This is a genomic window from Micromonospora sp. NPDC048830 (genome assembly GCF_043198215.1).
In the GTDB taxonomy this organism is placed as follows: Bacteria; Actinomycetota; Actinomycetes; order Mycobacteriales; family Micromonosporaceae; genus Micromonospora.
The window spans coordinates 173954-196033 of record NZ_JBICUP010000008.1 but is presented as its reverse complement, the minus strand read 5'-3'; the positions used below and the strand labels follow the sequence as shown (position 1 = coordinate 196033).

22 protein-coding genes and 2 pseudogenes are annotated in these 22080 nt (G+C 74.4%); 11 read left to right on the top strand and 13 right to left on the bottom strand.

The features are described from left to right. Nucleotides 1–29 precede the first annotated feature (29 nt). The 3 genes from ACGFIZ_RS10775 to ACGFIZ_RS10765 are packed head-to-tail and all read right to left on the bottom strand — an operon-like array spanning nt 30 to nt 2728. A complete protein-coding gene (locus ACGFIZ_RS10775; RefSeq protein ID WP_393417953.1) occupies nt 30–992 on the bottom strand; it encodes a TIGR03885 family FMN-dependent LLM class oxidoreductase in 963 nt (320 codons plus the stop codon). 47 nt (nt 993–1039) lie between these two features. After that, a complete protein-coding gene (locus ACGFIZ_RS10770) occupies nt 1040–2452 on the bottom strand; it encodes an NADP-dependent succinic semialdehyde dehydrogenase (RefSeq protein ID WP_393417951.1) in 1413 nt (470 codons plus the stop codon). Between the two features lie 12 nt (nt 2453–2464). After that, complete coding sequence (locus ACGFIZ_RS10765; RefSeq protein WP_347670538.1) at nt 2465–2728, bottom strand: DUF6343 family protein; 264 nt, start codon at nt 2726–2728, stop codon at nt 2465–2467. 290 nt (nt 2729–3018) lie between these two features. Here ACGFIZ_RS10765 and ACGFIZ_RS10760 point away from each other — a divergent pair, with 290 nt between their 5' ends. The 3 genes from ACGFIZ_RS10760 to ACGFIZ_RS10750 all read left to right on the top strand — a co-directional run bounded on the left by ACGFIZ_RS10760 (nt 3019) and on the right by ACGFIZ_RS10750 (nt 4938). Next, nucleotides 3019–3390 (top strand): hypothetical protein, encoded by a 372-nt coding sequence (locus tag ACGFIZ_RS10760; protein WP_393417986.1) that lies wholly within the window; start codon nt 3019–3021, stop codon nt 3388–3390. Further along, complete coding sequence (locus ACGFIZ_RS10755; RefSeq protein ID WP_393417949.1) at nt 3387–3869, top strand: roadblock/LC7 domain-containing protein; 483 nt, start codon at nt 3387–3389, stop codon at nt 3867–3869. Before ACGFIZ_RS10760 ends, ACGFIZ_RS10755 begins: the two co-directional genes overlap by 4 nt. Before the next feature lie 220 nt (nt 3870–4089). Continuing rightward, entirely contained in the window at nt 4090–4938 is an 849-nt protein-coding gene (locus tag ACGFIZ_RS10750) for a GDSL-type esterase/lipase family protein (RefSeq protein WP_393417947.1), read from the top strand. Between the two features lie 12 nt (nt 4939–4950). Here ACGFIZ_RS10750 and ACGFIZ_RS10745 read toward each other — a convergent pair whose 3' ends face one another. The 3 genes from ACGFIZ_RS10745 to ACGFIZ_RS10735 form a co-directional block, all read right to left on the bottom strand. Then, a complete protein-coding gene (locus ACGFIZ_RS10745) occupies nt 4951–5709 on the bottom strand; it encodes an EcsC family protein (RefSeq protein ID WP_393417945.1) in 759 nt (252 codons plus the stop codon). Nucleotides 5710–5760: 51 nt separating this feature from the next. Next, entirely contained in the window at nt 5761–5907 is a 147-nt protein-coding gene (locus ACGFIZ_RS10740) for a hypothetical protein (RefSeq protein WP_393417943.1), read from the bottom strand. A gap of 119 nt (nt 5908–6026) precedes the next feature. Further along, on the bottom strand, nt 6027–6944 hold the full coding sequence (locus ACGFIZ_RS10735) for a peptidase M23 (RefSeq protein ID WP_393417941.1): 918 nt from the start codon (nt 6942–6944) through the stop codon (nt 6027–6029). 412 nt (nt 6945–7356) lie between these two features. Here ACGFIZ_RS10735 and ACGFIZ_RS10730 point away from each other — a divergent pair, with 412 nt between their 5' ends. From ACGFIZ_RS10730 to ACGFIZ_RS10720, 3 genes are read left to right on the top strand one after another with little or no spacing between them, the layout of a single operon-like run. Then, nucleotides 7357–8277: a proteasome assembly chaperone family protein gene (locus tag ACGFIZ_RS10730; protein WP_393417939.1), complete on the top strand. Its 921-nt coding sequence runs from the start codon at nt 7357–7359 to the stop codon at nt 8275–8277. A 37-nt stretch (nt 8278–8314) separates the two neighbouring features. After that, nucleotides 8315–9112 (top strand): exodeoxyribonuclease III, encoded by a 798-nt coding sequence (locus ACGFIZ_RS10725; protein ID WP_393417937.1) that lies wholly within the window; start codon nt 8315–8317, stop codon nt 9110–9112. Between the two features lie 16 nt (nt 9113–9128). Then, nucleotides 9129–9449 carry an antibiotic biosynthesis monooxygenase gene (locus ACGFIZ_RS10720; RefSeq protein ID WP_347670547.1) on the top strand — a complete coding sequence of 107 codons (321 nt, stop codon included), beginning with the start codon at nt 9129–9131 and terminating at the stop codon, nt 9447–9449. 572 nt (nt 9450–10021) lie between these two features. Here ACGFIZ_RS10720 and ACGFIZ_RS10715 read toward each other — a convergent pair. Both ACGFIZ_RS10715 and ACGFIZ_RS10710 read right to left on the bottom strand, forming a co-directional pair. After that, nucleotides 10022–10675, bottom strand: coding sequence for a class F sortase (locus tag ACGFIZ_RS10715; RefSeq protein WP_393417935.1), 654 nt, complete (start codon nt 10673–10675; stop codon nt 10022–10024). A gap of 8 nt (nt 10676–10683) precedes the next feature. Continuing rightward, nucleotides 10684–11334 (bottom strand): hypothetical protein, encoded by a 651-nt coding sequence (locus ACGFIZ_RS10710; RefSeq protein ID WP_393417933.1) that lies wholly within the window; start codon nt 11332–11334, stop codon nt 10684–10686. Between the two features lie 156 nt (nt 11335–11490). Between ACGFIZ_RS10710 and trmB the strand changes: the two are divergent. From trmB to ACGFIZ_RS10690, 4 genes and pseudogenes are all read left to right on the top strand, one after another. After that, nucleotides 11491–12108: pseudogene (gene trmB, locus ACGFIZ_RS10705) on the top strand (tRNA (guanosine(46)-N7)-methyltransferase TrmB); the annotation flags it as partial. A gap of 108 nt (nt 12109–12216) precedes the next feature. Continuing rightward, nucleotides 12217–14721 carry a DEAD/DEAH box helicase gene (locus ACGFIZ_RS10700; protein ID WP_393417931.1) on the top strand — a complete coding sequence of 835 codons (2505 nt, stop codon included), beginning with the start codon at nt 12217–12219 and terminating at the stop codon, nt 14719–14721. A 162-nt stretch (nt 14722–14883) separates the two neighbouring features. Next, complete coding sequence (locus ACGFIZ_RS10695) at nt 14884–15528, top strand: hypothetical protein (protein WP_393417929.1); 645 nt, start codon at nt 14884–14886, stop codon at nt 15526–15528. A 280-nt stretch (nt 15529–15808) separates the two neighbouring features. Continuing rightward, nucleotides 15809–16711 (top strand): type IV toxin-antitoxin system AbiEi family antitoxin, encoded by a 903-nt coding sequence (locus tag ACGFIZ_RS10690; RefSeq protein ID WP_393417927.1) that lies wholly within the window; start codon nt 15809–15811, stop codon nt 16709–16711. 115 nt (nt 16712–16826) lie between these two features. Here ACGFIZ_RS10690 and ACGFIZ_RS10685 read toward each other — a convergent pair whose 3' ends face one another. The 4 genes and pseudogenes from ACGFIZ_RS10685 to ACGFIZ_RS10670 all read right to left on the bottom strand — a co-directional run bounded on the left by ACGFIZ_RS10685 (nt 16827) and on the right by ACGFIZ_RS10670 (nt 20944). Beyond that, nucleotides 16827–17771, bottom strand: a complete 945-nt coding sequence (locus ACGFIZ_RS10685; RefSeq protein ID WP_393417925.1) for an ABC transporter substrate-binding protein — start codon at nt 17769–17771, stop codon at nt 16827–16829. 253 nt (nt 17772–18024) lie between these two features. Further along, a pseudogene (locus tag ACGFIZ_RS10680) lies at nt 18025–18789 on the bottom strand (ABC transporter ATP-binding protein); the annotation flags it as partial. Nucleotides 18790–18845: 56 nt separating this feature from the next. Next, on the bottom strand, nt 18846–19901 hold the full coding sequence (locus ACGFIZ_RS10675; RefSeq protein ID WP_393417923.1) for a FecCD family ABC transporter permease: 1056 nt from the start codon (nt 19899–19901) through the stop codon (nt 18846–18848). Next, on the bottom strand, nt 19898–20944 hold the full coding sequence (locus tag ACGFIZ_RS10670) for a FecCD family ABC transporter permease (RefSeq protein WP_393417921.1): 1047 nt from the start codon (nt 20942–20944) through the stop codon (nt 19898–19900). Before ACGFIZ_RS10670 ends, ACGFIZ_RS10675 begins: the two co-directional genes overlap by 4 nt. A gap of 126 nt (nt 20945–21070) precedes the next feature. Here ACGFIZ_RS10670 and ACGFIZ_RS10665 point away from each other — a divergent pair, with 126 nt between their 5' ends. Beyond that, complete coding sequence (locus ACGFIZ_RS10665) at nt 21071–21439, top strand: YciI family protein (RefSeq protein ID WP_393417919.1); 369 nt, start codon at nt 21071–21073, stop codon at nt 21437–21439. Nucleotides 21440–21475: 36 nt separating this feature from the next. On the opposite strand, the gene ACGFIZ_RS10660 is transcribed toward ACGFIZ_RS10665, so the two are convergent. Further along, nucleotides 21476–21931, bottom strand: a complete 456-nt coding sequence (locus tag ACGFIZ_RS10660) for a cytidine deaminase family protein (protein ID WP_393417917.1) — start codon at nt 21929–21931, stop codon at nt 21476–21478. Nucleotides 21932–22080 lie beyond the last annotated feature (149 nt).

The following is a 22080-nucleotide window of genomic DNA, read 5'->3' as shown; positions in this document are numbered from 1 at the left end:
AGCCTAGGCCGCCGCCGGATCTGGGCTGCTCACGCCTCCCGCAGCTTGGGCAGCACGTCGGCGCCGAACGCGTCGACGAACGCGCGCTGCTCCTGCCCGACGTGGTGCAGGGCGATCTGGTCGAAGCCCAGCTCCACGTACTCCGCCAGCCAGCCGAGGTGCCGGCCGAGGTCGGCGGAGACGTTGACCGTCGAGGTGACCCGCTCCATCGGCACCTGCTCGGAGACGGCGTCGAACAGCTCGGCCGTCTCCAGGTCCCAGCAGACCGGCGGGGCGAAGACGTTGCTGCGCCACTGGTCGTACGCGAGCGCCTCGGCCTCGGCCTGGTCGGGCGCCCAGCTCAGGTGCACCTGCAGGTGCAGGGGCCCGCGTCCGCCGGCGTCCCGGTAGGCGTCGATCATCTTCCGCAGGTGCTCGCGGGGGGCGTTGACGGTGATCAGGCCGTCTGCCCACTCGGCGCACCAGCGGGCGGTGGCGACGCTGACGGCGGCGCCGATCAGCGCGGGCGGCTGCTCGGGGCGGGTCCACAGCCGCGCCCGGTCCACCCGGACCAGGCCGTCGTGGCTGACCTCCTCGCCGGCCAGGAGGGCCCGGATCACGTCCACGCACTCGCGCAGCCGGGCGGCGCGCACGTCCTTGCGCGGCCAGCCGTCGCCGGTGATGTGCTCGTTGCTGGCCTCGCCGGTGCCGAGGGCGGCCCAGAACCGCCCCGGGTACATCGCGGCGAGGGTGCCGATCTTCTGCGCCACGATCGCCGGGTGGTATCGCTGGCCGGGGGCGGTGACCACCCCGAAGGGCAGCCCGGTGGCCTGGAGCGCGGCGCCGAGCCAGGACCAGGCGTACCCGGAGTGCCCCTGGCGGGCGCTCCACGGGGAGAAGTGGTCGGACGACATGGCGGCGTCGAAGCCGGCGCGCTCAGCGTGGACCACCGCCTCCAGCAGCCGGCCCGGGTGGATCTGCTCGTGCGAGGCGTGGAGGGCGAACACCGTCATGGGCGCGTTCCGTACCCACGCCCCCGCCCACCCATGCCTGCGCGCGGCTACTCGGCGTGCGCGCCCGCCCCCGCCGACGGCGCGCCCTCGCCCACCCAGACGGTCTTGGTGTTGCAGAACTCGCGCATGCCCAGCGCGGACAGCTCGCGGCCGTACCCGGAGTTACGCACCCCGCCGAACGGCAGCTCCGGGAACGACGTGGTCATCCCGTTGACGAAGACGCTGCCCGCGTCCAGGTCGTCGGCGAAGCGCTCCTGCTCGGCCGGGTCGGTGGTCCAGGCGTTGGAGCCCAGGCCGTACGCGCTGCCGTTGGCCACCTCGACCGCCTCGTCGTACGACGACACCCGGAACAGGCCGGCGACCGGCCCGAACACCTCCTCCGACCACATCCGCATCCCCGGGCGCAGGTCGGCGACCACGGTCGGCGGGTAGAACCAGCCGTCCCCGGCGGGCAGTTCGCCGCCGCAGAGCACGCTGGCCCCCTTGTCCGCGGCGTCCCGCACCTGCGCGTCGACCTCGTCGCGGCCGCGCTCGGTGGCCAGCGGGCCGACGTCGGTGTCGGCGTCCATCGGGTCGCCGACCCGCAGGGCGGCCATGTTCGCGACGAACCGCTCGGCGAACGCGTCGTACACGTCGGCGTGGACGATGAACCGCTTGGCGGCGATGCAGGACTGGCCGTTGTTCTGGCAGCGGGCGGTGGTGGCGACCTCGGCGGCCCGGTCCAGGTCGGCCGAGGGCATCACCACGAACGGGTCGCTGCCGCCCAGCTCCAGCACGGTCTTCTTCAGGTTCCGCCCGGCGCTGGCGGCGATGGACCGGCCGGCCCCCTCGCTGCCGGTCAGGGTGGCGGCGCGGACCCGGGGGTCGGCGAGGATGCGGTCGACGGCCTGCGAGCCGACGAGCAGGGTGGTGAACGCGCCCTCGGGGAAGCCCGCCCGGCGGAACAGGTCCTCCAGGTACAGGGCGGTCTGCGGCACGTTGGACGCGTGTTTGAGCAGGCCGGTGTTGCCGGCCATCAGGGCGGGCGCGGCGAAGCGGATCACCTGCCAGAGCGGGAAGTTCCACGGCATCACCGCGAGCACCGGCCCCAGTGGCTGGTACCGCACGAACGCCCGGACGGCCTTGACCGCCCGCGCGTCGGCCGGCTCGTCGGCCAGCATCCGCTCGGCGTGCGCGGCGTAGAACCGGCACGCCGCGGCGCACTTGGTCACCTCGGCCTTGGCGGCCGCGTACGTCTTGCCCATCTCCGTGGTCATCAGCCGGGCGGTGTCGTCCCGCTCGGCGTCGAGCCGGTCGGCCGCCGCGGACATCCACCGGCCGCGCTGGGCGATCGAGGTACGGCGCAGGTCCCGGAACGCCAGGTCGGTCCGCTCGATCGCGGCGTCGACCTGCTCGTCCGACATCGGGTCGTACGTCTTGAGCACCTGTCCGGTGGCGGGGTTGGTGGTGGCGATGGGCATCTCGTACTCCTGTCACTCGAACAGCGAGTGCCGCGCGCCCGGCTGCTCCCGGTGGCGCGCGGCCCGGCGGCGCTGGATGACGACCAGGTCGACCACGGCGACGGCGGCGAGGATCGCGCAGAGCACGCCCAGCCAGGCGACACCCGCCCAGAAGGCGAGTACGGCGAAGATCACCATCGTCACCAGGCCGAACGTGGCGAGCACGAGGCGGAGGTTGAGCGCGCTGTACGCGTGGCCCACCGTGCCGCGGCGGCGCCGGGGCTGCGATCTCGTCATCCCTGCGAGCTACCCCGGTTCGCCCGGCTTAACCGGCTCGTCCCGACACGACCGGTACGCGGATTCGCCTGACAGACCGAAAGGCTGGGGCCTCATCCACTGGGCCGACACTCTTTCCGGTCCGTAACCCGAATCCGGTTGCCCGGTCAGCCGTTTGGGGAGTCCTCCCGATGCGCGCGACCAGCCGGTATGCAAGCCTTTCAAGGTTGTTCCGCAGGCATCGCCCAAGCCGTTACCACCCGGGCACGCACGGTGCGGCGAACGCCTTTCTCGACCTGGGGGAAATTCTCGTGGCGAACCTTGACGTTTCGCTCAAAAGCGCGCTGCAGATCGATGGCGCGATCGGTGTCGCGGTGGTGGACTACACCAGCGGGATGACGCTCGGTGTGGCGGGCGGCACCGCCGAACTGGACCTGACCATCGCCGCCGCCGGTAACACCGACGTCGTGCGCGCGAAGATGCGCACGATGGAGATGCTCAACCTCGACGACGAGATCGAGGACATCCTCATCACGCTCGGCACGCAGTACCACATCATCCGGCCCGTCACCACCCGCAGCGGTAAGGGGCTCTTCCTCTACCTCATGCTCAGCAAGAACCGGGCCAACCTGGCGCTCGCCCGTCACCAGCTGCGCGGCGTCGAGGAGCAGCTGGAACTGTGAGCGCCTCCGGACCATTCAACACGGCGCTGCCCCGCCGCGTCCGGCAGCCCGGCACGCTGCCGCCGGTGGCGTTCTCCCCGGCGCCCCTGGCCGGCAACCCCTCCCTTCCGTACGGCGCGATCAACACCGAACTCTCGGAGCTCCGGCTCCAGATCCCCGGCGTGAACGGCTGCATCCTGGGCGGCGTGGACGGGCTCCTCATCACCCACAACATGCCCGACGGCAGCCGGCCGGACGACCTGGCCGCGCTCGCCGCGAGCACGTTCGGGCTGGGGCGGCAGGTCGGCCTGAGCCTCGGGCAGGGGCCGTTCCGGCAGTCCACCGTCCGCAACGCCGGCGGCTACCTGAGCGTCTACGCCGTCAACAGCCAGGCGCTGCTCGCGGTCGTCGGCGAGGACGCGGTGAACGTGGCTCGGCTCCACCTGCACGCCCCCGGCGTGGCCGAGCGCCTGGCCATCCTTCTGAGCGCCGGCATCTGAGGCCGGCCCGACCGACGGCGTCCGAGCGTCGTCGAGGCGTTCGTGTCACCCCGCCTCGGCGGCGGCCGGACCCGCTCGGCCCACCCTCCATCTGCCCCTAGCACACCCCACCCTCCGGCGGTGGGTTCTGCCGGAAAGCCGACAGCGGCCAGCCGCGCACCCCGGCCCGGCGCGTACGGTTACCGCGCCGTCGCTCTCCGCCGCGCAGGAGTGGGGGATCATGCCACGCCGCTGGGTCACCGCCGTCGCCTGCCTGCTGGCCCTGGCCGCCCTCGCCTGCGAGAGCGGCGGGTCCGCCTCGCCCCGGCCGTCCGGCCGTCCGCCCGCGCCGGGCTCGCCGGCGGTGATGGTCGCCCTCGGCGACTCGATCAGCACCGGCTTCGGCTCCTGCCTGATGCTCACCTCCTGCCAGCGCAACTCCTGGTCCACGGGCGACGGCCTGCGGGTGGACAGCCACTACCGGCGGCTGCTCGACCGCGACCCGCGGATCCGCGGCAGGGCGTACAACCACGCCGCGCCGGGCGCCCGGGCCGCGGCCCTCGCCGGGCAGGCCGAGGCGGCCGTACGCGACCGCGCCGACTACGTCACGGTGCTGATCGGGGCGAACGACGTGTGCCGGGGCGGGGTCGAGGCGATGACGCCGGTGGCGACCTTCCGCGCCGAGGTGGACCGCGGCCTGCGGGTGCTGCGCAGGGGCCGGCCGAAGGCGCGGGTGCTGGTGGTGAGCATCCCCGACCTGCACCGGCTGTGGCAGGTCGGGCACACCGACTCCCGGGCGCTGCGGGCGTGGCGGCACGGCGTGTGCCCCGCGCTGCTGACCGACGCGGCCTCGACCGCGCCGGACGACGTGGCCCGCCGGGCCGCCGTCCGGCAGCGCATCGACGCGTACAACACCGAACTGCGGGCGGCCTGCCGGGCGTACGGCTCGCGGTGCCGGCATGACGGCGGGGCGGTGCACCGGGTGCGGTTCAGCCTCGACCTGGTCAACGCGCTGGACTGGTTCCACCCGAACGTGGCCGGGCAGGGCCGGCTCGCCGAGGTGACCTGGCGCGCCGCGGGTCTCGACTAGAGCCGACAGGGCTCAGGGACGGCGGGGTCGCGGTATCCCGCCCGGACCGGTCGCGCGGTAGAGCTGCCGGGACCGGTCGGCGAGATCCTTGGTGGCCGACGAGTTGGCCCAGGTGCCGAGGATGATCGCGGCGCCCGGCACGACCTTCGCGAAGAGCCGCTTCGCCGCGCGCACCCCGGCCATCCGGGCCAGCCGTACGCTCAGCCGCAGCATGACCCTGCCCAGCGCGGGCTGCCCGCCGGTGCCGAAGAGCGCCCCGGCCCGCTCCCGCCCGGCGGCCACGCCCAGCGCCAGCCGGGCGGTCTCGGCGGCCTTGTGCACCCGCTGCAGCACCAACAGGTCGGTGGCCCGGTCGGGATGCTTCGGGTCGGCCCCGTACGCCGCCGCGACGTGCAGCACCATCCGGGCCTGGGTCCAGGCGAGCACCCCCACGTCGATCACCGCGCCGGGCAGGCCGGCCGCGCCGGAGACCGCGCCCGACAGCCGCGCCAGGTTGACGAACCGGCGGACCGCCTGGTCGGCCAACTCGTCGGCCGGGGCGTCCGGCCGTTCCGCCCGGGCCCGCGCCGCCCACTGCGCCGCCTCCGGCCCGAGCCGGCGCACGGCCTCCAGGGCCAGGTGCTCCGGGGCGTACTGCGGATCCTCGCGCATCCGGTCCCACAGCCTGGCCGGTGGACCCTCCGGGGCGTCCGGGGCCACCGCCGGCGGCTGCGACGCCGGCTGGGGTGCGGGGGTGGTGGGCTGGCCGTCGGCGGGGGCGGGGTCGGTCACGGGGGCTCCCGGTGGTCGGTGACGATCGGGTACGGCGGGCGCGGCGCCGGGTCAGCGCCGGCTGGACAGGCGTGTGGCGAGCTGCCTCAGCTTCCGCTGGGTGTCCGGCTTGGCCAGTTCGCGGCGTCCCCGTTCGACCAGCCGCTGCCCCTGCGGGGACCGGAGAAACCTGCTGATCCGCTGCACCAGTGCTGACATGTCGTCCTCCTGTCGGTCGCTCCTCATCATGTGTACCCGGACCCGGCAACCGTCAAGCGTCCACTATGGACGATAACGGTCCGCCGGCCGACCGGGCGCGGGCCCCCGGCGGGCCGGGTTCACCTGCCCAGGAACGCGTCGACCACCTCGGTCGCCCGCCACTCGTGCTGGGCGTACGCCCACGGGTACGCGGAGACCTGCACCGCCTGGGCGGCGTCGGTGAGCGCCATGTCCTCCCACCCCGGGATCTCCCGCAGCGCGGTGAGGAACTGCCGGGTGGCGAACGCGGGGTTCATGAGCTGGCCGACCTCGCCCCACCCGCTGCTGGGCCGCTGCTGGAACAGCCCGACGGAGTCGTGGTCCCAGCCGATGGCCTGGTGCGGGTAGTTCTGCGACTCGGGCAGCACCCCGCTGGCGTAGTTGTAGAGGTTGCTCTCCTGCATCGCCGTCGCCACGGCGATGACCAGGCCCCGCCGGGGGACGCCCATCTTCCGGCCGGTCGTCACGATCGTCTTCGCGTTGGTCATCTGGACGCGGGTCAGGCCGGCCACCGGGGCGGGGTCGGCGGGGCGGGCGGGCGACCTGCGGGGCGCCGGCGTACGGGTGGTGTCCGGGTCGGTTGAGGGCGAGGCGGAGGAAGTGGCGGAGGGGGAGGCGACCGGCGTGCGGGGCAGCGACCGGGACGCCGCGTCCCCACCGGCGCGCTCGGCCGCGTCGGCCGTGGATCCGGCCCGGGTGGCGGGCTGGACCGCCTCGCCCCTGGCCTGGGCGAAGGCGGCCAGGCCGAGGCAGCAGACCACACCGGTGGCCAGCGCCACCCGCGCCCGGGCCGGGCCGGATCCGGGGCGGCCGGGCAGGAGGAGGTTTCGGAGCGAGCCGAAGCGGGTACGGGACAGGCCAGCGAGGGAACTCCAGGGGCGCCGGGGGGGCGCGCTGGCAGTGGTGGAGGCTGGCCGTTCGGGCGAGGGGGTAACGTCCGAACGGCCAGTCGTGCCACCGGGGCCGTGCTGGTCGTCGAGGGTGCCGTCGTCGCGCATCTGACGAGGCTAGGCAGGCCGCGCGCCGCCGGCCCAGGCAGGCGGAGTGGTGGTTCCCACAGTTTTTCATCGAAAATGCGGATATTCCATTGATCGGCGGGGCACCGCCTGGCACTTCGGGCGATCCGGACGGACCTCCGCCCCCGGGCGGGGCGGACCGACCCGGGCAGGTACCGCCCCGCCGGCGACCCGCCGGGACGGCGTCCCCATACTCCGCCGTTCGGCCGGTGTCCACTCGTCCAAACAGCCGATCGCGCAGGTCCCCCACCCGGTCTTCCCCTGGCCACGGTCGAGGAGTCTTCCGGCGGATCACCCCCACGAGGAATGCACGAGGATGTCGGGTACGTTCCCCGAACCGGGAGCCGTGCGCGCCACGGCTCCCGCACGCTGATCCCCAGGGAGGTCCGCACCGGTGCTCGACCCACACGAGCTCTACGAGCTCACCGACGATCTGCCCGACATCGGACAGCCTGTCCTCATCCAGGCCCTCACCGGCTTCGTCGACGCCGGAAACGCGACCCGGCTCGCCCGTGAGCAGCTGCTCACCTCGCTCGACGCGCGGCCCGTCGCCCGCTTCGACGTCGACCAGCTCTACGACTACCGGTCGCGACGCCCGCCGATGACCTTCGTCGAGGACCACTGGACGGAATACGAGGCCCCCCAGCTCGAGGTGCACCTGCTGCGCGACGACGACGAGACCCCGTTCCTGCTGCTCAACGGCCCCGAGCCGGACCTGCAGTGGGAGCGGTTCGTGGCCGCCGTCGCCGGGCTCGCCGCCCGCCTCGACGTCCGGCTCACCGTCGGGCTCAACTCCATCCCGATGGCCGTGCCGCACACCCGCCCGACCGGGGTGACCGCGCACGCCACCCGGCGCGAGCTGATCGCCGGCTACGAGCCGTGGCTGCAGCGCGTCCAGGTTCCCGGCAGCGTGGGCCACCTGCTGGAGTACCGCCTCGGTGAGCAGGGCCGCGACGCGCTCGGCTTCGCCGCGCACGTACCGCACTACGTCGCACAGACCGAGTACCCCGCGGCGGCGGAGGTGCTGCTCGCCTCGGTGTCGCGCAGCACCGGCCTGCTGCTGCCCCGTGACGGCCTGCGCTCCGCCGCCGAGGTCGTCCGGGTCGAGATCGACCGCCAGGTCGCCCAGACCGACGAGGCCGCCGCCCTCGTGCGGGCCCTGGAGGAGCAGTACGACGCGTTCGCCCGGGGCCGGGGGGAGAAGAACCTGCTGGCCGCCGAGACCGGTCCGCTGCCCACCGCCGACGAGCTCGGCGCGGAGCTGGAGCGGTTCCTGGCCGAGCAGGGCCGGCCGGGCGACACCCCGGGGAGCTGATCGGGCGGGCGGGCCCGGGATGGGGCAGGCTAGGGACATGCGCCTGGCCACCTGGAACGTGAACTCGGTGAAGGCCCGCCTGCCCCGGCTGCTCGACTGGCTGGCCACCACCGCGCCCGACGTCGTCTGCCTCCAGGAGACCAAGTGCCCCGACGGGGCGTTCCCGGCGGCCGAGGTCGGCGCGCTGGGCTACGAGGTGGCCAGCCACAGCGACGGCCGGTGGAACGGGGTGGCGATCCTGTCCCGGGCGGGCCTGGCCGACGTGGCGGTCGGCTTCCCCGGCGAGCCGGGCTTCCCCGAACCGGAGGCCCGCGCCATCTCGGCCACCTGCGCCGGGCTGCGGGTCTGGTCGGTGTACGTGCCGAACGGCCGCGCCCCGGACGACCCGCACTACGCGTACAAGCTGGCCTGGTTCGCCGCCCTGCGCGACGCGCTGGAGCAGGAGCTGACCAGTCCCCTGCCGCTGACGGTCTGCGGCGACTTCAACGTCGCCCCGACCGACGCCGACGTCTGGGACCCGGCGCTGTTCGTCAGCTCCACCCACGTCACCCCGGCCGAGCGGGCGGCCCTGGCGGCGCTGCGCGACCTCGGGCTCAGCGACGTGGTGCCCACCCCGATGAAGGGCCCCCACCCGTACACGTACTGGGACTACCGGGCCGGGATGTTCCACCAGAACAAGGGCATGCGGATCGATCTCGTGTACGCCTCGGCGCCCTTCGCCCGGGCGGTCCGCTCCGCGTACGTGGACCGGGAGGCGCGCAAGGGCAAGGGGCCCTCCGACCACGCGCCGATCGTCGTCGACGCCGAGTTGGTCCCGGCCGTCGAGCCGCTCTGACCACTAGTGTGGAGCCATGGCGGTTGTGAAGATCAACGCGATCGACGTCCCCGAGGGCGCGGGCGAGGAGCTGGAGCGGCGGTTCGCGGCCCGGGCCGGCGCGGTGGAGAACTCCCCCGGCTTCCTCGGCTTCGAGCTGCTGCGCCCCGTCGCCGGGGAGAGCCGCTACTTCGTGTACACACGATGGGAGTCGGAGGAGGCGTACCAGGCGTGGGCGTCGGGGCCGGCGCGGGCCGCGCACGCCGGCGGTCCGGGCGGCGAGCAGCGCCGGCCGGTCGCCTCGGGCGCGACGCTGCTGGAGTTCGAGGTCGTCCAGCAGGTGCCGGGCCGGGCCTGAGCCACGCTGACCGGGCCGACCCGGCCGACCCGGCGGGCGGGCCGACCCGGCGGGCGGGCCGACCCGGCGGGCGGGCCGCCATGTCGCCGACAACGCGCGGTCTGCGCGGCGGGATGGCGCCATGTCGCCGCGGTCTCCACGCGGCAAGATGCCGCCATGTCGCCGACATCGCGTCGCCCGCGGCGGGACACCCCACGCCGCCGACATCGTGGTATCCGCGCCACGGGAAGCCGCCATGTCGCCGACATCGCGTCGCCCGCGGCGGGACACCCCACGCCGCCGACAACGCGCGGTCCGCGCCGGCGGGACACCCCCACGTCGCCGACAACGCGGTCTCCACGCGGCAAGATGCCGCCATGTCGCCGACATCGCGTCGCCCGCGGCGGGACACCCCACGCCGCCGACAACGCGCGGTCCGCGCGGCGGGACACCCCCACGTCGCCCACAACGCGGTCTCCCCGCGGCAAGATGCCGCCATGTCGCCGACATTCGCGCGGTCCGCCCGCCCGGCGTCCCGCGACGCGGCGTCCCGCGACGCGGCCGTCCCGCGGCCCGCGGCGGGACGGGTGCGCTCACGGGAGGCGGGTGTCGACCAGCGAGGCGAAGGCGATGACGTTGTCGGCGTAGCCGGTGCGCCCGCCGACCCAGTCGCCGCCGCAGGTGATCAGCCGGAGCGCGGGCGGGCCGTCGTCGCCGTACACCCGGTCGGCGGGCAGGTCGTCCTTGCCGAAGTGCTCGACGGAGTCCACTGCGAAGACCACCACCGTGCGGTCGGCCCGGGTCACCTCGATCCGGTCGCCGGCCTTCAGGCGGCCCAGGTCGTAGAAGACCGCCGGGCCGGCCTTCGTGTCCACGTGCCCGACGATGATCGCCCGGCCCGGCTCGCCCGGGGTCGGGCCCCGGTCGTACCAGCCGGTCTGGTCGTGCTTGCTCAGCGGCGGGACGGCGATCGACCCGTCCGGGGCCTCACCGACCGGATCCACGGGCGCGGCGACCCGGATCGCCGGCACGGCCAGGCTGACCGGGCGGCTGGCGGTGAGCCTGGCGGCCCCGTCGGCGGAGGCGGTCCCCCCGCCGGTGGCGCGGTCGAACGGCCCGACCGTGCGCCCCAGCCCCACGCCGGTGGCGAAGACGCCGACCACCACCAGGACCACGGCCGCCGGCACCGACCAGGGCCGCCGCCGTCCCGCCGGGCCGGCCGATCCGGGTACGCGCGTGGACGCCACGGCCGCCCTCACCGCCTCCCGCCGCGGCCGGCCCGGGGCCGGCGTGCCGCGAACACGCCGATCGTCACGCCGGCCACGGTCAGCGCCAGACCGCCGGGCAGCAGCAGCCCGCCGGTGGCGTCCCGGGCGGTGCCCCCGAAGCCGGTGGCGGGGCCGCGGCTGGGCCGGTGCGTCGGCCCGTGGGTCGGTGTCGGCATCCGCTTGACCACCTGGAGCATCGTGGAGGCGGTCTCCTCGTCCCGGCACTCCAGCTTGACCGGGTAGTTGCCCGGCCGGGTGCGCTCCCGCACCATCGGGGACGCGGTGAGCAGCCCCCACTGCGGCTGCACGCCGATCCGGCCGAAGGCGTCGGAGACCACGATCGCGGGCACGGAGTTGTCCCGGCAGCTCGCCCGGATGCCGACGAGGAAGCCGGCCTCCACGGTGCCGGGGGTGACCTGGACGAAGACCCGGCCGGGCGGGACAGCGCCGGGGTCGGGCTGGTCGTTGCCGGGATCGGGCTGGGCTGCGGCGGGCGCCTCCGCGGCACGCGCGACCGTCGCAAGGGGGCCGGCGAACGCGGTGACCACGATCGCCAGCGCGGCGCCGAGGCGAGCGGCTGACCCCATGACCCCTCCCGGCGCGGTGTCGCGACGCCGGGCGGCCGCCCGGCCTGCCATACGGGATGAATCCTCTCATCCCCGGCCGTACATCACATCCGATTCGGCGCGACCGTCGCGTACGCTCGGGTCGCTGTGACTGCCATCGACCAGAACCCCGCCGGAACCGCGCCCCACCTGGCCCGGATCCGCACCTTCCATCCCCGCCGCGGCCGGATGAGCGGCCGGCAGGCCGACGCCCTCGACCGGCTCTGGCCCGCGTACGGCCTGACGATCGACGACGGCCTCGCCGCGCCGGTGGACCTGGCGTCGCTGTTCGGCCGACGGGCCCCCGTGGTGCTGGAGATCGGTTCCGGCATGGGTGACGCGACGGCCGCGATGGCCGCCGACGACCCGGACCGAGATTATCTGGCGGTCGAGGTGCACACGCCCGGAATCGGCAACCTGCTCGACCTGGTGGAGCGCCGGGGCCTGCCCAACGTGCGGGTGGCCCGGGGCGACGCCCTGGATCTGGTCCGGGCGCTGCCCGAGGAGTCCCTGGACGCGGTGCACGTGTTCTTCCCCGACCCGTGGCCGAAGGCGCGCCACCACAAGCGGCGGATCATCCAGCCGGCGCACGTGGCGCTGCTGCGCTCCCGGCTGGCGCCCGGCGGCACCCTGCACTGCGCGACGGACTGGGCCGAGTACGCCGAGTCGATGCGCGAGACGCTGACCGCCGACCCGGGGCTGACCGACCCGCACGGCGGGTACGCGCCGCGACCCGATCACCGCCCGGTCACCCGGTTCGAGCGCCGCGCCCGCACCGCCGGCCGCCCGGTCTTCGACCTGGTCCACCTGAAGGCCCCTTCTGACCCGCCGGCGGCCGTCCGGTGCAGCGGCACGGACGTCGGCGGCCGCCCCGGTTGGCGCGGGCGGCCATGATCCAGGCACCATGGACGCGCTATGACCCTCACCGCCGCGCTGCCCGCGACCGCCGATCCCGACACCCTCTACGACGCGTTCGCCGGCTGGGCGTCCGAGCGCGGCCTCGACCTCTACCCCCACCAGGAGGAGGCGGTCATCGAGATCGTCTCCGGGGCGAACGTGATCATGAACACGCCGACCGGTTCCGGCAAGAGCCTGGTCGCGATCGCCGCGCACTTCGCCGCCCTGGCCGACGACCGGACCACCTTCTACACCGCGCCGATCAAGGCCCTGGTGTCGGAGAAGTTCTTCGCCCTGTGCGAGGTGTTCGGCGCCGACAACGTCGGCATGCTCACCGGCGACGCCAGCGTCAACCCGGACGCCCCGGTCATCTGCTGCACCGCCGAGATCCTGGCCAACCTCGCCCTGCGCGAGGGCACCCGGGCCGACGTCGGCCAGGTGATCATGGACGAGTTCCACTTCTACGCCGAGCCCGACCGCGGCTGGGCCTGGCAGGTGCCGCTGATCGAGCTGCCGCAGGCGCAGTTCGTCCTGATGTCCGCCACCCTCGGCGACACCACCCGCTTCGTCGACGACCTCACCCGGCGCACCGGCCGGCCGACCGCCGTCGTCCGCTCGGCCGAGCGGCCGGTCCCGCTCCTCTTCTCGTACGCGACGACGCCGCTGCACGAGACCCTGGAGGAGCTGCTGGAGACCAAGCAGGCCCCGGTGTACGTCGTGCACTTCACCCAGGCCGCGGCGCTGGAGCGCGCCCAGGCGCTGATGAGCGTGAACGTCTGCACCCGGGCCGAGAAGGACATGATCGCGAGCGCGATCGGCAACTTCCGGTTCACCTCGGGCTTCGGCAAGACGCTGTCCCGGCTGGTCCGGCACGGCATCGGCGTGCACCACGCCGGCATGCTGCCCAAGTACCGCCGCCTGGTGGAGACCCTGGCCCAGGCCGGCCTGCTCAAGGTCATCTGCGGCACCGACACCCTCGGCGTGGGCATCAACGTGCCCATCCGCACCGTACTGTTCACCGGCCTGTCGAAGTACGACGGCACGCGTACCCGGCTGCTCAAGGCCCGCGAGTTCCACCAGATCGCCGGCCGCGCCGGCCGGGCCGGCTTCGACACCCTCGGCCGGGTGGTGGTGCAGGCGCCCGAGCACGTCATCGAGAACGAGAAGGCCCTCGCCAAGGCCGGCGACGACCCGAAGAAACGGCGCAAGGTCGTCAAGAAGAAGCCGCCGGAGGGCTCGGTCGGCTGGGGGAGGCCCACCTTCGACCGCCTCGTCGAGGCCGAGCCGGAGCCGCTGACCTCCAGCTTCCAGGTCAGCCACTCGATGCTGCTCAACGTCATCGGCCGGCCCGGCGACGCGTTCGCCGCGATGCGGCACCTGCTCACCGACAACCACGAGGACCGGGCCGCCCAGCGCCGGCACATCCGCCGGGCCATCGCCATCTACCGGGCGCTGCGGGCCGGCGGCGTGGTCGAGGAGCTGCCCGAGCCGGACGAAGCCGGCCGCCGGGTCCGGCTCACCGTCGACCTCCAGCTCGACTTCGCGCTCAACCAGCCGCTGTCGCCGCTCGCCCTGGCCGCGATCGAACTGCTGGACCGGGAGTCCCCCGCGTACGCCCTCGACGTGCTGAGCGTGATCGAGTCGATCCTCGACGACCCCCGCCAGGTGCTGTCCGCGCAGCAGTTCAAGGCCCGCGGCGAGGCGGTCGCCGCGATGAAGGCCGAGGGCATCGAGTACGAGGCCCGCCTCGAACTGCTCGACGAGGTGACCTGGCCCAAGCCGCTCGCCGAGCTGCTGGAGGGCGCGTACGAGATGTACCGGCAGGGGCACCCGTGGGTGGCCGACCACCAGCTCTCCCCCAAGTCCGTCGTCCGCGACATGTACGAGCGGGCGATGACCTTCACCGAGTACGTGCAGTTCTACGGCCTGTCCCGGTCCGAGGGTCTGGTGCTGCGGTACCTCGCCGACGCGTACAAGACGCTGCGGCAGACCGTCCCCGAGGACGCCAAGACCGACGAGCTGGTCGACCTCATCGAGTGGCTCGGCGAGCTGGTCCGCCAGGTGGACTCCAGCCTGATCGACGAGTGGGAGCGGCTGCGCAACCCGTCCGACGTCGCCGGGGCGCAGGCCGCCCTGGACGACCGGCCGCCGGCGGTCACCCGCAACGCCCGCGCGTTCCGGGTCCTCGTCCGCAACGCGCTGTTCCGCCGGGTCGAGCTGGCCGCCCTGCGCCGCTGGGATCTCCTCGGCGAGCTGGACGCCGAGGCGGGCTGGAACGCCGACGCGTGGGCGGACGCGCTGGAGCCGTACTTCGAGGCGTACGACTCGATCGGGACCGGGCCGGACGCCCGCGGCCCGGCGCTGCTGATGATCGAGCAGGGCCCGCAGCGGTGGACGGTCCGGCAGATCCTCGACGACCCGGACGGCGACCACGACTGGGGCATCAGCGCCGAGATCGACCTGGCCGCCTCCGACGAGGCGGGCGCCGCCGTCGTCCGGATCACCGACGTCGGGCAGCTGTAGGACCTCTTTTCAGGGCCGTGGAACCCTCTTTTTAGGGGCCGTGGAAACTCTTCACAGGGGCCGTCCGGGATGCCCGGACGGCCCCTTTCGTTCCCTGGGCGATGTCAGTCCCGTCGATTAGAATGTATGTACTAATCGAAGTCCTGACCTGGGAGGACGTCCGTGACCGCGCCCACCTCCAGCACCCTCCCGCCCTACGCCACCCTCCTCGGCTTCACCCGGTACGTCGACCGCACCGGGCCGACCAAGGCCAGCTTCGTCGGTGGCCTGCGCAAGCAGCGGGCCAGCAAGCACGGGTTCAACCCGCACGGCCAGTTCGTCAAGGCGCTCAAGGCCGACATCGCCTTCCACACCGGCGGCACCCACCTCGCCCAGGTGGCCGACCTCGTCAAGCCGCGCTGGCGCCCGCTCTACCAGGCCCTCGTCCCCGGGGCGGCTGCCTGGCTGCACACCCTCGGCGAGCCGACCGGCGTCGACCTGGCGCAGACCCGCGACGCCCTTGCCATGCTCGGCGACCTACCTGTCAAGATCAACCCGCACTTCGGCATCCGATACGCCGACGGCCGGGCGGAGGCCGTCCGGCTGCACTTCGACGAGGCCCCGCCGAGCGAGGAGGCCGCCCTGGCCACCCTGCACCTGATGGCCCGGCACATGGACGCGGTGCTCCCGCACGCCGAGCCGGTCCTGGTCGACGTCCGTCGCGGCGAGGCCCACCGCATGCCGGATGGCACCAAGCCCGAGCAGATCGAGCAGTGGCTGGCCGGGGAGGCGGCCGCCTTCCGCGCCATCTGGTCCACCGCCGCCTGACCCACCGCCACCCACCCACCCCCGCCCCACCCAACCCCACCGCGGGGCGCCGCGCCGCCCCACCCCGCCCCCACCCCGCCCCCACCCCGCCCCCGCGCCGCCCGCGCCGCCCCGCGCCGCGGCGCGCCCCAAGATCCGCGCAACTTCGGTGAACATGCTGCATCGCCGCGCCGCGACCCGGCATCTTCGCTGAAGTTGCGCGGATCTTGCAGTCCTGGCAGGGAATCGAGGTTATCCACAGGGGTCGCGGAGGGGGGTCGGGGGCGGTCAGGGTTGGTGGATGGCGGTTTCTCCTCGGCGTCCCGATCAGTTGCGGGGGCGCGTCTTCCGGGGTTCACAGGTCGTCGCCCGCGGGCTGCTGACCCGGTCCGAGCTGCGCAGCCGGGCCTGGCGACCGCTGTTCAAGGACATCTACGTCGACGCGAACGTCCCGATCTCGCACCGGCTCCGGTGCGTCGCAGCCGCACGGTGGCTGCTTCCCGAGGGCATCACGATTGCCGGACGCAGTGCGGCCGCCCTGTTCGGCGCGGGGACCGTCGACGCCACCGCCCCTCTCGACGTCCTGGTGCCCGCCGGTCGGCGCTTCGGTCCCGTCGCCGGCCTCGCCGTGCACACGGCAGCGATGACGGACGGCGACATCCGGCAGCGCGACGGGATCCCGGTCACCACGCCGGAGCGCACCTGCTGGGACCTGGCACAGTGGCTCGGGGTCGAGGATGCGGTGGCGCTGGTGGACAGCCTCGTCCGGCACGGGCTGGTTCGCCCTGGTCAGCTGCGAGATCGAGCCCGGGCCAGCGTGGGCGTCCGGGGCTGGAAGCGCATGCTCCGCGTCGCCGAGTTGGCCGACGGAGGGGCCGAGTCGCCACAGGAGTCGCGGGTGCGGGTCCGGCTCGTGCTTGCCGGCCTGCCCCGACCGGTGACGCAGTTCGTCGTGGAGCGGGACGGCCGGTTCATCGCCCGGGTCGATCTCGCCTGGCCGGAGCTGAAGGTCGCGGTCGAGTACGACGGCCTCTGGCACCACGACCCCGAGCAGTTCCACCGCGACCGGCAACGCCTCAACCGCCTACTCGGCGAGGAGTGGATCGTCCTGCACCTCACGGCAAAACGCTTCGGCACGGACTTCGACGGCTTCCTGACCGAGCTCCGCCGAGTCTTGTCCTCCCGCACCGCTCGCTTGCGCTGACGCGAAGATCCGCGCAACTTCACGGAAGCTGCTGCCCCGTCCAGTATCGAGGCAGCATCTTCCCAGAAGCCCAGAAGTTGCGCGGATCTTGAGCGGCCCCGAAGGGCGAGGCGGGTCAGGCGGTCAGGTACTTGGCCAGGTCGTCGAGGATCTTGTTGGCGGCGCCGACGCCGATGCCGGTCATCCAGACCTCGTCGGAGACCACGTACGCCTTGCCGGCCTTGACCGCCGACAGGCCCTTCCACAGGGCACCGCCGGTGACGTCGGCCTGCTCCGCGGCGGCCTTCTCGCCGTACGCGGTCACGAAGATGACGTCGCCGTCGACCTCGTTGACCCGCTCGGCGCTGACCACGTCGAAGCGCCTGTCCTCCTTGCCGGCGAGTTGCTGCCGTTCGGGGCGGCCCAGGCCGGTGTCGCCGACGACGATGCCGGAGAACGAGTCCGGCCCGTACACCCGGATCGCGCCGGGGATGAAGCGAACGATCGAGATCTTTCGGTTCGCGGCGTCGCCCAGCTTCGCGCCGAACTCCTCGGCCCGCTTCTCGTACGCGGCGAGCAGATCCTTGGCCTGCTGTTCCTTGCCCAGTGCCTTGCCGTCGAGGAGGAAGTTCTCCTTCCAGGTGATGCCCACCTTGTCGGTGAACACGGTCGGGGCGATGGCCTTCAGCTCGTCGTAGAACTTCTCCTGGCGGAACTTGCTGCCGAGGATCAGGTCGGGGTGCAGCGCATTGATCGCCTCCAGGTCGGGCTCGGTGAGCACCCCGACCTCCTTGATCCCGGCCAGCTTGTCCGCGCCGAAGTACGTCGGCCAGCTCTTCGCCTGACCGGCGGTGGCGGCGCCGACCGGCGTCACGCCGAGCGACAGCGCCGTGTCGATCTTGTCGGTGTCGAGGACGACGACCCGCTTCGGGGCGGCGGGCACCTTCGTGGTGCCCATGGCGTGGGTGATCTCCCGGGTCTCCCCGGTGGCGGTGCCGGCGACGGGGTCGCTCTCACCGCAGGCGGTGAGCCCGACGCCGAGGGCGAGGGCCGCGACGAGCGCGGCGGCGAGACGACGCATGGGTTTCCTTTCCGATGGTTCAACCGGCGGTCGGGCCGGCGCAGGTAGAGGCGGAGCCGGCCGGCACGGAAGCGGAAGCGGCAGCCGGGGAGGCAGCCGGGGAGGCAGCCGGGGAGGCAGCCGGGGAGGCAGCCGGCACGGAAGCGACACCCGGAGACGCAGCCGGCACGGAAGCGGCCGCCGGGGAAGTGGCCGGCACGGAAGCGGCGGCCGGAGCAGGGGTCGAGGCGGCGGCCAGGGAGGGGGACGTGAGGGCGGGCACCACGAGGGGCGCGCCGGTCACCGGGCAGGGCACGACGACGCAGTCCAGCCCGAAGACGTCGCGGACCAGCTCGGCGGTGAGGATCTCCCGGGGCGGGCCGGCGGCCACCACCCGGCCGGCGCGCATGGCGACCAGGTGGTCGGCGTACCGGGCGGCCTGGTTCAGGTCGTGCAGCACGGCGACCACGGTCCGGCCCCGCTCGGCGCGCAGCCGGTGCAGTAGGTCCAGCACCTCCACCTGATGGGCCAGGTCGAGGAAGGTGGTCGGCTCGTCCAGCAGCAGCGCCTCGGTGTCCTGGGCGAGGGTCATGGCGATCCAGACCCGCTGCCGCTGGCCGCCGGAGAGGGTGTCCACCGGGCGGTCGGCGAGCTCCGCCACGTCGGCGAGGGCCATCGCCTCGGCGACCGCCTCGGCGTCCCGCGCCGACCACTGCCGCCACCACCGCTGGTACGGCTGCCGGCCCCGGCCCACCAGGTCGGCGACGGTCACCCCCTCGGGGACCAGCGGACTCTGCGGCAGCACCCCGAGCCGCTGGGCGACCTGGCGGGTGGGCAGGTCGCGGATCGCGGTGCCGTCGAGCAGCACCGTACCCCGGCGCGGGGTGAGCAGCCGGGCCATGGTGCGCAGCAGGGTGGACTTGCCGCAGGCGTTGGGCCCGACGACGACGGTGAACGCGTCGGCGGGCAGCTCGACGTCGAGGCCGTCCAGCACGATCCGCTCGTCGTAGCCGACGACCAGGTCACGGGTGGAGAGCATCGCGGCTCCTCGGGTGGTGGGATCGGCGGGCGGTCGCACGGCGTCGGGACCGGGCATCACGACGTCCTCCGCCGGCCGCGCAGCAGCAGGAACATCAGGTACGGTCCGCCGATCGCGGCGGTGAGCACCCCGGCCGGCAGCTGGGTGGGCGCCAACAACCGGCGGCCGGCGAGGTCGGCCAGCACCAGCAGCAGCGCGCCGACCAGGGCGGAGCAGAGCATCGGGGGACGCTCGGCCCGGACCAGCCGGCGGGCCAGCTGGGGGGCGACCAGGGCGACGAAGTCGACGGCGCCGACCTGGGCGGTGACCATCGCGGCGGCGAGTACGCCCGTGCCGGCCAGCCCGACCCGCCGGGCCACCGGGCGCACCCCGATTCCCCGGGCGGTGTCGTCGTCGAGGGAGCTGCTGTTCAGCGCCCAGCCGGCCCAGAGCAGCACGGGCAGCAGCACCAGCAGCGTGCCGGCGATCCACGCCGCCTCTGCCCAGCCCTTGCCGGCGAGGGTGCCGATGAGCCAGACCTGCGCGCGCAGCCCGTCGATCGGGTCGGCGGTGAGCATGACCACCTCGATCAGCGCCCGCAGGGCGAAGGCCACCGCCACCCCGGCAAGGACGAACCGCTGGGCGGCCAGCCCGTGCCGGGCGCCGAGGGCGAGCACGACGGCCGCCGCAGCGAGCCCGCCGAGCAGCGCCGCCGGCGCCACCAGGACGGCGGCGGCGCCGCTGGTCAGGGCCACGGTGGCGGCGAGCCCGGCGCCCTGGGTGATGCCGATGACGTCGGGGCTGGCCAGCGGATTGCGGGCCACGCTCTGGATCAGCGTGCCGGCGACGCCGAACGCCGCGCCGGCCGCCGCCGCGAGCACCAGCCGGGGCAGCCGCAGGTCCAGCACCACCAGGTCGTACGGGGTGCCGGCGCCGGAGAGCGCGCGCAGCACGTCCGCCGGCGCGACGTACGGGGTGCCGAGGGAGAGGCTGAGCACCCCGGCGGCGGCGAGCAGGACCACCAGCGCGGCGGCGACGAGCAGGGGGCGGCGGCGCACCGGCACCCGTACCGGCCCGACGCGCAGCAGCCACCGCCCGGACGGCGCGGCGGGAACGAGAGTGCCGGTGCTCACGCCGTCACCACCTTCGCCCGGCGGACGAGGAACGCCAGCAGCGGGGCGCCCACGAGCGCGGTGACCACCCCGGCGGGCACCTCGCCGGGCGGGGCGACGAGCCGTCCGACGACGTCGGCGCCGAGCAGCAGGGCCGGCCCGAGCAGGGCGGCGACGGCCAGGGTCCAGCGGTGGTCCGCGCCGACCAGGGCGCGGGCCAGGTGCGGCACGGCGAGGCCGACGAACGCGATCGGCCCGGCCGCCGCGACGGCCGCCCCGGTGAGCAGCACCCCGGCCGCACCGCCGCCGAGGCGGACCAGGCCGATCCGGTGGCCGAGGCCCCGGGCCACGTCGTCGCCGAGGGCGAGCGCGTCGAGGCCCCGGGCGACCAGGGCGGCGAGCGCGAGCCCGGCGAGGACGAACGGCAGCACCTGCGCGGCGACGCCGACGTCCCGGCCGGTCAGCCCGCCGACCACCCAGAACCGGTACTCCTCGAAGGTGCGGGCGTCGATGCTGAGCAGCGCGTACACGACGGCGCCGAGACTGGCGTCGAGCGCCGCGCCGACGAGCGCGAGGGTGACCGGCGAGGCCCCCTCGCGGGTCCGGTTGGCCACCACGAACACGACCAGGCCGGCCAGCAGCGCCCCGGCGATGCCGAACCAGACGTACCCGGTGAGGCTGCCGACGCCGAAGACGGCGATGGCCAGGACCACGCCGAACGACGCGCCGGCGCTCACGCCGAGGATGCGCGGCTCGGCCAGCGGGTTGCGGGTCAGCGCCTGGAACAGCACCCCGGCGACGGCGAGCGCGAGGCCGACGACGAGCCCCAGGGCGGTACGCGGGATCCGCAGCTCGCGGACGATGGTGCTGGCGTCGCCGCCGTCGGGGGCGACCAGCGCGTGCCACACCGCGCCAGGCGCGAGCGGCCGGCTGCCGAGGGCGAGGCTCGCCAGCACGGCGAGCGCCAGCACGAGCGCCGCCGCTGCGGTGACGCCGGCCCGGCGGCCCAGACCCCGGGCGGTCCGGTTGCCGGCCCGGATCGGCCGCGCGGCGACGGTGGTCACGAAGCTCCCCTTAACTTAGGTACGCCTTACCTTAGCTCGCGATCCAGGGCCGCCTGAGCAGGGGGCCTTCATCCCGTTCGCTCGATGGCGAGACCAACCGGGCAGACCCACCCATACGCTGACCACATGCGATACGACCAGCACACCGTCGTGCTCCTGGTCCGGCCGCCGGACGCGCCGGAGCTGCCCCCGGACGCCGCCGAGCGGCTGCGGGACGCCCACCTGGCCCACCACGCGGGGCTGGTCGAGCGGGGCCTGGTCCTGGCGGCCGGCCCGTTCGTCGACCCCGACGACGAGCGGATGTCCGGCTTCGTGATGCTTCCCGTCGGCCCCGACGAGGCCCGCGAGCTGTACCGCGACGATCCGGCGGTGCGGGCGGGCCGGCTCGTGGCGCGGGTGGCGAGCTGGCGGGTGCCGGAGGGCAGCGTCCGGTTCGGGGAGGTGCCGATCCCGGTGGCCATGCTGGAGGCCGCCGCCGGGGACGTGTACCGGTAACGCCCGGCCGGGGCGGGGCGACCTTGCCCGGGCAACTCAGGCGTCGGCGCGGGGCGCCGGCACCACCGGCGGCCCCTCGGCGCGCGGCGCCACCGGCACCGCCACCTGGTGGTCCGCCCAGACGTACGTGTCGGGTAGCAGGTCGGCGACGGGCACCGCGCGCAGCGCGTCCATCGGGCCGACGATGACCCGGATCGACGGGAAGTAGTCCAGCAGCACCTGCCGGCACCGGCCGCACGGCGGGAGCACGCCCCGCCCCCGGTCGCCCACCGCGACGATGGTCTCCAGCTCCCCCGCGCCCTGGGTCGCGGCGGCCCCGACGGCGACGATCTCGGCGCACGGGCCGCCGGTGAAGTGGTAGACGTTGACGCCGGTGAAGACCCGGCCGTCGGCCGTGCGCGCCGCGGCGGCGACGGTGTGGTTGTCGCTGCGGCAGCGCAGCTTGGCGACCGCCGTCGCGGCCTGCACCAGCGCCCGGTCCGTGTCCCGCATCGTCATTTCTCGGCCCCCGTGGTCGGTGTCGGCGGTCAACTCTAGACCGCGCCTAGCCGGGGCTGGAGACCGCGACGAGCCGGGGCCGACCCGCTCCGCCGCTGCCCCGGATCGACCCGCCGGCCGGCCTCCTCCGCCGCGGCCCCGGT